Source organism: Sphingomonas sp. DG1-23, assembly GCF_030730875.1.
GTDB lineage: Bacteria > Pseudomonadota > Alphaproteobacteria > Sphingomonadales > Sphingomonadaceae > Sphingomonas.
In genome coordinates, this window is record NZ_JAVAMA010000017.1 from 45,125 (window position 1) to 54,607 (window position 9,483).

The following is a 9,483-nucleotide window of genomic DNA, read 5'->3' on the forward strand; positions in this document are numbered from 1 at the left end:
GCCTGCCATTGCTTGAGAGGCTACTCACTGCTGCGGTTGCTCGCGGCCGTCGCGATAATCCCCGACCACCCAGATCACGCTCTGGATGTCGATCATGTCCCGCGGCTCCAAGTTCGCGAAGGCCGCGCGGATGCCCTCTGCCATGTCGAGCAGGCTACCATAGACGCGGGGGTTCAATCCCGCCTCATAGTCATCTGCAAGTCGATGCATGACGCGCGAAGCGAAGTCCTTCGTCACTTCGGGCTTAAGGAATATGTGGGATTCCGGCCGCCACAGGAACGGCAGGTAGGTTACCACGGTCCATTTCGCATTGTCGTGCGGGATCAGCAGCCGCTCCATCGTGGTGAGCGCTGCCTTCGCCTCGGGGCCGACGCCGTCGCTGACCGCGAAACGGGCGGCGGCCCTGACAAAACTATCTGCATCGGGCCCGCGTAGCAGCTTCTGCAGCCGCGTCTTCTCAATCGGGTAGAGCAAGTTCGTAGCACGGTAAGCGGTGAGCACCGCTTCGCCGTGGCCAGAGCCCGTGATGGCAGCCTCGACAGGCGTCGTCTGCTCCAGCCTCTCTTTGGCCCGGAGCTTATAATCGCGTTCGTTCTTGAGATAGGCGGGCGAATGGAAGCCGCCGGCGAACCAATGCAGGAAGCGCGACCGGGCGCCAGCATGACCGAACCAATTCGATCCGCCGCGCGACAACTCGGCTTGAAGTGCCGACCAGACGGTGTCGGCATCCTGGCCGCGTGTCTGAAAGAGCGTCTTGCCGCCCTCGATCACCAAGCCGACAAATTCCTTCTCGGTCTGCACCAGCCGCAGCGTTGCCTTGCCGGCAGTCCCTTTTCGGATCGTCTTCATGCCAGATTTCCCTCCCCCGGGACCCGCCCCCGGCGAACTGCGCGCAATCCACGTCCATTCAGGTCGCCTGCACCTGAGGTGCGTGTCGTGCGCGACCTGGTCCGAGCGGGAAAAAGGAGAGGAATCACGTCCTACAAATCCCGTCGAAGCAAGCGGGACTCTCGTGGCGCGCTACTGAGCTTCAGTATTGTCCAAGGCGCCGCTTTGAGCTTCTCAGGCGGGGCCGTCGTCGTCGTGACGATGTATTGGAACTGCGGGCCATCCGTCTGTTCTTCCAGCCATAGCGCCAAGTCGAAGATCCGGTGGTAGATTGCGAGCCCTAGGTCGGCCTCTCGGGGGCTGTCGTGCAGCCAGAAGCCGGGCAGCTCTGTCTTGCCCTCCATCGTCAACAGAAGCGCAGCCAGGTCGAATGCAACCACCTTTAGCGAGTCGACGGCCGCAGTAGTCAGATCGCCGTGCAGTGAAATTATTGGTTGAATGCCGCTTTCGTTCAATTGCACGCTGGCTTCCGCGCCCTCGGGAACAAGGAAGCTTACCGTGGCGCCGAATAGGGCGGAAAGTCGCGCGACGACACCTTGGGCAGCCAGGCGCATGGCCGCGGCCGAACTCCGCTCGCGGACCTCGGCGGCGGTTTCGTGTTGAAATTCCGCTTCGTGCTTTGTGATTTCAGCGAGGTATTCGGGATATCGCTTCGTCAACGTGACATAGCCGGTCGCCGACGCGAGAGCCTCCCTCGACTCTGCGGCGGCTTGTTCCAGCGCCTTATGCGTCGCCTTTGCCTGCTCTAACCGCTGGCGCGCGAGCCCGAGATCGGGTTTCAACGACTGTTGTTCGGCGAGGAGCGCCTGTCTCCGCCCGATCGCTTTTACGTGGTCCTCGCGAAGACTCTCGAGAAACGCCTGTTGCTGATCGATGAAGGTCTGTGCTTCAGGTGGCACGGATTGACCGCAGGTCGGGCACAAGGGGTCCGAGGCATCCTCAACGCTCAACGCCGCACGTGGTATCTGGTCATCGAACATTCGGATTCTCGATAGGACCTCCGGTAAGGCTGCATCAATTTCGATGAGGCGGTCTTCAATCGACCGGAGCCCGCCTTCCTTTTCCGCGACGAGCGTCGCTGCCTCCTGCAACCTTTGATCGATCTCCGGATCGGCTCGCAGCTGTTCGGCGCTTGCACCAGCGGTCGCTTTGACCGCCCAGAAGTCGGGCGTAGTGGCCTCGGCAGGGTCACCGCCGAAGATATCCGCCAAATCGCGGGCGACGTCATCGCGCACCCATTCGATCCGCTGCTTGCGCCGAGCGGCCTCCTCAGCCCTGCGCTTGTGCTCTTGCGCGCGCCTTAATGCGCCGATCTCGTCCTGCTGGAGCGCCTTCAGCAGTAACCGGATCACTCTCACGCGATCAGGCTTGGACATATTCCTTGAGGGAGAGCGGGATTGCGTTTCTGGTGCGCGCCAGTCGAGAATGTCGAGCAGGCGGCATTCCTGATCGCGGGTCAGCCAAGCGAGCGTTGCTTCCCAAGCGTCGTCTAGGCTGCTGCCAACCGGCATATGTGGTGCAGCCGCGGGCATGACCGCGCTTGCGATCGCCTTCCGCAGGGGACTGATTGTCGAGTTGGGGAGATCTCCCCACGCCAAGCCGTCCAACGATCCGCCGGCTTGCGCGTAATGTCTGCCAGTTCCGGCTCCGGCACCGATCGGACGAATGACGTTCCACAACTCGCCATCGAGCATGATTTCGGCACCGACATGGGCGTCGGGCAGCGAATTGGCGATCCGCTGTCGTTGCGCATCAGCGCCGTAGCTGTCCTCGCCTAGGCAGTAGCGGATCAGCCGGCAGAAGCTGGTCTTACCCCCGCCATGGCCCATGTGGCCGTCCTCTCCCTCGGCATCGGGAGACCACACGATATTGAGGCCTGGGCGCAGGGAGATATCCCGGATCGGTGGCTCGTCCGCCGCCCTCCAGATCACCAGCCGTCTGATCCACAGACGTGGACCATTGCCCTGGATCGGCTGAAAGCCGTCGAGCTGCTCGGCGAACAGATCAGGCAGCGAGGGCTTGGGCAACGAACACTTGCTCCCCCTGGCTCAGCATCGCGGTGGCCGCATTGAGATCGATCGAGCGAAGCGCATGCCAGACAAAATCGGCGCGGCCCTCCGCCCAAGGCGGTAACAGAATATCGTAAATCGCCGCTCCGCGATCGACAGTCGAGGTCTCCGCGTCAAAGCGCCATGCTCGTCGGGCAGCAAGTTGCGCCTGCGCCGCAACGAAATGCACGAGTCTAGATGCCGAGAAGGACGGCACGCTTGCCGAAACGGGCAGTGTCGCTGCGTCGCCGACGAGCCGCTGCCACTCCGCTGCCGCGGCGGCGTTGAGGTGCGGCCTAAGCAGATGCGGCTGCGCAGCGTAGAGGAAAGCAGATTTCACCTCGCGCAGCGAACGAGGGTATCGCATGCGCTTGATGATGGCAGCGAGGAGCAGTCGCACGTCTGGCTCCTCGTTGATCGCGCCCTCCCATCGACCATCTGCAAGCGAAGCAGTGTCAGGTGCAGCGGCGACCTGCGCGTCATAGGCGGCGAGGACAAGGCGGTGGGTGCGGTATTCGCCGTATTTGCGCAGCTCGTTATTTTGCAGGACGCGGAAGGTTTCAGATGGGTAGTCCGCGCCCATTACTTCTTTGGGATCGAGCACATAGCGCAGCTCGTCGCGCGTCAGGCCATAAGCGAGCGCATACCAGGCATCGAGCTCGGCACGCAGCAGCGCGCGGCGATCCTCGTCCCATGCGAAGGGCGCGCCGTCATAGCCCATATCGCGCGCGAAAGGGGCCATGGCATGGCTGGTATAGGTCAGCTCCAGCACCCGCGGAACGATGAAGGCGAGGTCGGCTTCGGTGTAGGCAGTGGGGGGGAGGACGGGGAGCTGCGAGTAAATGAAAAAGTTAAGGTGGGTGCCGCCGACTTTGAAGCGCGCCGTAAAGTCCAGCGCAATGGCCGATAGGTTACTCACCAAGGCTGCGACACTACGCCAATCGGCTTGCTGGTCGAACAGCATTAAGGGCAACTGGTTGCCGACACCTGATTGTGGAAAGATGTGTCCAATTACTGTGCGTTCGTTCGTCGCGTTAGTGATGTCACGCCAGCCGGTCAGCCATCCGCGCGTCCAGCCTTTTGCGCGCAGTCGCTCCACAACTTGAGGCTCGGGCACCCAGTAGCGCGGGCTCGGTTCAAAATGGGCGTCCTGCTTCTCTACCTCCGTTACGTCTCGGCTCGTTTCGCCGCTACCGTTATCGACGTAGGTCGCCCAGCGATGATCGAACTGGTGGATCATCTTAGCTTCGTAGAGCGGGATATAGCGAGCTTCGGCCGAGGCATTGCTACCGGTCGACAGATCGAGGTGACGCGCGTCGTGACCGCCGGTCAGGGCCAATCCAGGAGCGCGCGGTGGCATAGCGGGCGCTCGCACCCAGTCGGCGCCGTCTCGCACCCAGCCCTCCGCGTCGAGTTGCGCGCCAGTGCAGAAAAGACCGCTGTCACTGGTCATGTTGAACAGACCTTGGCGGAACTCGACGCTCCACGGATTGCCCGCCGCGCCACTAGCCTCATCAATCAGCACTGGCACACGATCATAGATCGCGGCAGTCAGCCGGGCGTCCTCACGCGCGCGGAAGATTGGTGCGGTCTTCGTGTTGGGGTTAATTCGCGCAATGTCGTGCGGCGAGAGCGAGTAATGCCGACGCTCATCTTCTAGCTCTTCAATACTCAAAAGATAGGAGGTAAACTCAGGAGTTTTCGTCACAAATCCAGTTGTGAGCAGTGTGAAAGGCGTATCCGGATGAATTGCAGGGAATATTCGCTTAGCGTTATCAAAGCCAAGTGATGATACTAAGCGGTTAGTATTTACGAGATCAGCGAAAAATTCACTCGTGCTTAGATCCGTGATAATTCCGGTCGGCACGATCACGCCTGCGCGGCCCCGCTTGCGAATAAGCCTCAGGAAATGCTCTGCGAACAAGCCATAGGTGTTGACCTTGCCCCGCGCCGTTAGATCAAAGCGCCCACTGCCCCGGAAAAAGTCATTCATGGCCTCGAATTGGCGCTTGTCGCGCGCAAACTCCGCGAACAACGCGGGCTGCTCGGCCTCCAGTGCAGCGATGGCGCGCTTTCGAGTCGCCCCCTTCAGCGCAGCGATCTCCGGCGCGCGTGCCTCGAAATACTCCTCTTCGCCGAGCTGAACGACCTCCCACGGCGGGTTGCCCAGCACTACGTCAAACCCGCCCTCCGGCCGCAACAACACGTCAGGGAATTCGATCGGCCAGTGAAAGGTGCTCGCGCCGTAAGCGGCAGCGTCGACTGCTGCGGCAAGCTGTCCCTGCATTCCGCCTGTCCCTAGCGTCAGACCGCCGGACAAGATGTCACGAATATGCCGGGTGGTGGGCACCAATGGCTTAGCTTGCGGACTTGGCAGCGCCGGCTTCGGAAGGAGAAACGCCGCGACATAGGCGTCGCATGCCTGACGCAGCGCCTGCCAATCCGGCAACTGGCGGATGCGCACATATTCCTCCGCACGCGCCGCAACTTCGCGCGGCGTATTCTCGGGCATCGCGTGAAACCGGCGGTAGGCGCGACTCAGCTTGTCGCGCTCGATCGCCAGCTTCAGCAACCCAGCCTCGCGCTCCGCCTTGTTGAGCCGTTTCAGACCGTTTGCGGTTGCCGCATTGTCTCCAGTCAGCGGCTTGTAGGCCGCGTCGGGCACGCCTTCCTCCAATGCGTCGAGGTCGAACACGCCGAGCAGTGCGTCGCCGCAACGGATATTCGCGTCGAGGAAGCCCAGCGGCTGCCCCGGCGACACGCTCTCGATCCACAGCGCGACCTTGGCCAGCTCGACCGCCATCGGGTTGCGGTCAACGCCGTGGATGCAGCGGCTAACGACATCGCGCAGCGCGGCCTGCTCGTCCGGCGCGTCGGGATTGCGCAGCGCTGCGACCTTTCCCGCCATGCGCCGCGCCGCGCCCAGTAGGAAATGGCCGGATCCGCATGCCGGATCGATGACCTTCAGGTCCAGGATCGCATCCGGCCCGCCGTTCGCCTCGGCGTGTTCCAGCACCGGATCGAGCGCGCTGTCGAGCAGCGTTTCGACCAGGCTGTCGGGGGTATAGTAACTGCCGCTTGTCTTGCGGTCATTGCCCTTGACCGACGCCAGCTCGAACTCGCCCGCCATGCTGAGCGAGGGGCGCAGCTCCAGCAACCCTTCATAGACGCTGCCCAGCTCTTCGGTGCGCATGTCGCGCCAGTTGATCCGCGTCAGGCGGCTGTCGATCTGCACGAAGCCGAGGTTCCACACCGCGCGCAGGAAGCGGCGATTGGGGATGCGCGCGGCGTTCAGTGTCGGTGTGGCCCCGCGCGCGAACAGTCCGCCCAGCGCGGGGAGGCCGAGCATTGGCTGTCCCTGTTCCAGCGCGGCGAGCGTGACCTTCATCCCCTCCCACGCATCATGATGCGCGTCATAGGCCGCGCGCCGCGCCGATCGCGCACGCCAGAAGGCAAAGCTGTAGCTATCGGCATAGAGATTGCGCGCGTCGCGCCCGGTGGCGCGCGGGTGGAGCAAGTCGCGCTCCTCCGCCACCGCCAGGAAGATCAGGCGATAGACCGTGCGCAGCAGCTCCTCGAACAGCCGCATCGTCGCGGCGGTATCGGTGGCGATCTGGTCCCTGAGCTGCGGGTTCGCCTCGATCAGCCCGGCGCCCAGTTCGCGCAGCGCCTCCTCGACATTGCAGCCCAGCCGATCGCGCGCCGCGGTGCCTTGCTTCAGCCCCGCCTCCCGCGCCTGTTCCAGCGGCGCGGCGGACGGCGGCGTGCCGGTGGCGCCGAAGCGGCTGGCATGAGTGAGCAGCCACCAGGCGGTGAAATCCGCGAACATCTCGTCGCGGAACATCGCGCCCAGATCGGCCTCGATCCACGCGCCGCGCGTCAGGCTGGCATTGTCGCGCATCAACCGCACGCGGTCGCCTGCGAATACTAGGCCCCACAGCGCATGGTCGGCATGGTTGAGCCAATCCTGCAACAGCACGATCGACGCACGCCGCGCGCGGCCTTCCGCTCCGTCACCGAAGTCCGGTAGCGCGCGGTTGAAACCGTTGAAGCGCGTTCCTTCGAACGAAGGTGGCGCGACGACGATCGGAACGCGGCCCTGCCGGCCTTCCATCGCGATGCGATAGCGCCGCGTGCCGTCCTGCCGATCGACGGGTCCAGTCAGGTCATCAAACCCGAACGCGCCCGCCAACAGCTCGCGCACGAACGCCGCGGTCTGAGTCGTCGTCGGCGCGTCGATCTTCGCATAGTCGCGCCAGATGCCTTGGCCGATGCGGAAATAGCGCGAGATCTCGTCGGCGAGCGTCAGCCCTTTGGGCACGTCATAGCTTGCCGCGAGCTTCGCGTCGCGCGTCGCGCCGGCAATCGCCTGCACCTGATCGGGCGCGATCAGCCCGCCTTCGATAGTGATCGCTTCCAGGCCGAGCTCAGCGGCGCGTTTCAGGGCACGGGCCATCAATTCGCCTCCGGGACCAGGACATACAGGCCGATGACGTCCGCCGTGCCGACCGGCGCGACCTGCGTCGTGCTGCCGGCACCCGCGGTGGCGACCTTCACCCGGTCATGATCCTCGCCCAGCGCGGTGGCGCGTTGCCGCGCATAGGCGCGGATCGCGGCGTCATACTCGCCAATGCGTCCGCGCGCTGCCTCGACCTGCCGCGCGATAACGGCAGGATCGAGGTTGCCCGACGCCTGCGCCTCCAGCAGTTCCAGTGCCTTCTCGCCATTCGCCAGTTCGCCCCCGCTGTCGAAGGCGATTGCCGTTGCCTCCTCGGCCAGCAGCGTGCGCCGCCCGCTCGTCACCAGCGTGAAGCGTAGCCGCAGCAGCAGCACATGCGTTAGCTTGCCGACCGCGCGCGTGCGCCACGCGCCGGCCCGGCCAAGCGCGACCGGGCCATCCGCCCCGCCAGGGTCGAGTGCGCCCTCCGCCATCGTCTCGGCCAGCATCGCCACCAGCGGATGGACGCGGCCAATATGCGCGACATCGGGCGGTGGCATATCCTCAAAGCTGATGAGGCGGCTGCCGGTCAGGCCACGCGCGGCGAGCCGCTCCGCTAGCCGTTGTGGCAGGCGATCGTAATTGATGCGCCAGTGCTGGTCCTGCTGGCCTATCGCGCCTTGAGTAACCCGGTTGAGCGCCCGACGAGTGAACCGTCCGACTTCCGTCTGTCCCCCGTTCAGCGCGCGCATACGCCGCCATTCGGGCAGCACTTCGTCCGGGCTTAATGCATTCTGGGCATAGATCGCGCGACTTCTCTTCATGTTTTCCTCAGCATCGCGCCACACCGTCTCAACTGATGGCGCTGCGCTGCCGAAGTCGAATGCACCCTGCGCACGCGGCGAGTTGGACCGCAGCAGCATTGCCTGCATCAGTGCGCTGGTCACGCTAGCGCTATCCTCGGGCACCGGCACGGTCACGCCAGTCGCTTCGCGAATGCGCTTGGCCTTGCTCGTGATCACCTCGATCACCGCGCCATCGATCATCGAATTCTCGCCGAACATCATCAGCGACCACACCGTCGGCGATTGCTGGCCAAAGCGATCGACGCGCCCTTCGCGCTGCTGATGCCGGGTCGGATTCCAGTTGAGGTCGTAATGGACCACGGCGTTGAAAAGCATCTGCAGGTTGATGCCTTCGGACAGGCAGTCGGTGGCGACCAGGATGCGGTCGTCGCTATCCTTCATCGCATCGACACGAGCTCGGCGTTCCTCCGGCGTTAGACGGCCAGTGACAACCTGCACATCGTATTTCTTGAAGGCGGCTCGCAAGACTTCGCCCACCGCCTCGGCCGTTGAGATGAAGCGACAGAAGACGACCGGGCGGGCACCCTTGGCGATTAGCTTCTTGAGCTCGCGAACCAGCGCGCGCAGCTTAGGGTCGTCGTCGGGCTTCGCTGCCAACGCCTCGGCCTTTGCGATCAGCCCCTCAAGCGCGGCGCGTTCCTCGCCGTTGAACGCGGTCGCTGGCTCGACATCGGTGTCGCTGAACGTGCCCTCATCCTCATCCATCAGGATCGGTTCGAGCGCAGCTTCCTCCGCCTTGCCGCTCAGCCGGTTGCGCAGCGCACTAGCGGCCGCGGCAGGCGAAGAGCCGACGCAGCGCATCAGCGCAAGGGTGCCCCAGAAAGCGAGGCGTCGCGCCCGCTCACCATCGGCACGCGTCGCGACGCCAACACAATAATCGAGGACGTCCTCCTGGAATGTCAGGTGCGCGCCAACCAACTGATACGCCAGCTCGGCGGTCTCCGCCTTGGCAAAGGCGCGCGATTCGCCCCAGCCGTCCTGGATGTCGGGGCGGCGGCGCTGGACGAAATGTCGCGCGAGGCGGCGGCGCCAGATCTCGCTATTCTCGGGCGTCGCGAGGCTGGGGTCGAGGAGGCCGAGCAGACGCTGGAACGCTTCTTGGTCACCGCTGTGCGGGGTGGCAGTGAGTAACAGCAAGTGGCGCGTGGCGTCTTGGGCCAGTTCGCGCAGCATCGCGTAACGCTGCTGCGTCCCTCCTTGCCCGCCGCCGACGCAGCTATGCGCTTCATCGACGATGACGAAG

General features: G+C 64.0%; 4 protein-coding genes. All 4 read right to left on the bottom strand.

What is annotated here, in order from left to right; translation table 11 throughout:
* Positions 1–24: 24 nt before the first annotated feature.
* Entirely contained in the window at positions 25–849 is an 825-nt protein-coding gene (locus Q9Q95_RS21005; protein ID WP_306099122.1) for a hypothetical protein, read from the bottom strand.
* Between the two features lie 131 nt (positions 850–980).
* Entirely contained in the window at positions 981–2,915 is a 1,935-nt protein-coding gene (locus tag Q9Q95_RS21010) for a hypothetical protein (RefSeq protein WP_306099123.1), read from the bottom strand.
* The gene (locus Q9Q95_RS21015) at positions 2,893–7,392 is read right to left on the bottom strand and encodes an Eco57I restriction-modification methylase domain-containing protein (RefSeq protein ID WP_306099124.1); all 4,500 of its coding nucleotides are present in this window, start codon (positions 7,390–7,392) and stop codon (positions 2,893–2,895) included. The genes Q9Q95_RS21010 and Q9Q95_RS21015 overlap by 23 nt, the downstream gene beginning before the upstream one ends.
* A partial coding sequence (locus Q9Q95_RS21020; protein ID WP_306099125.1) for a DEAD/DEAH box helicase occupies positions 7,392–9,483 on the bottom strand: 2,092 nt, incomplete at its 5' end. The genes Q9Q95_RS21015 and Q9Q95_RS21020, both read right to left, overlap by 1 nt.

Excerpts from the sequence above, each read along its gene's own strand:
- Q9Q95_RS21015 (WP_306099124.1), bottom strand. The coding sequence starts at position 7,392 with ATGGCCCGTGCCCTGAAACGCGCCGCTGAGCTCGGCCTGGAAGCGATC.
- Q9Q95_RS21005 (WP_306099122.1), bottom strand. The coding sequence starts at position 849 with ATGAAGACGATCCGAAAAGGGACTGCCGGCAAGGCAACGCTGCGGCTG.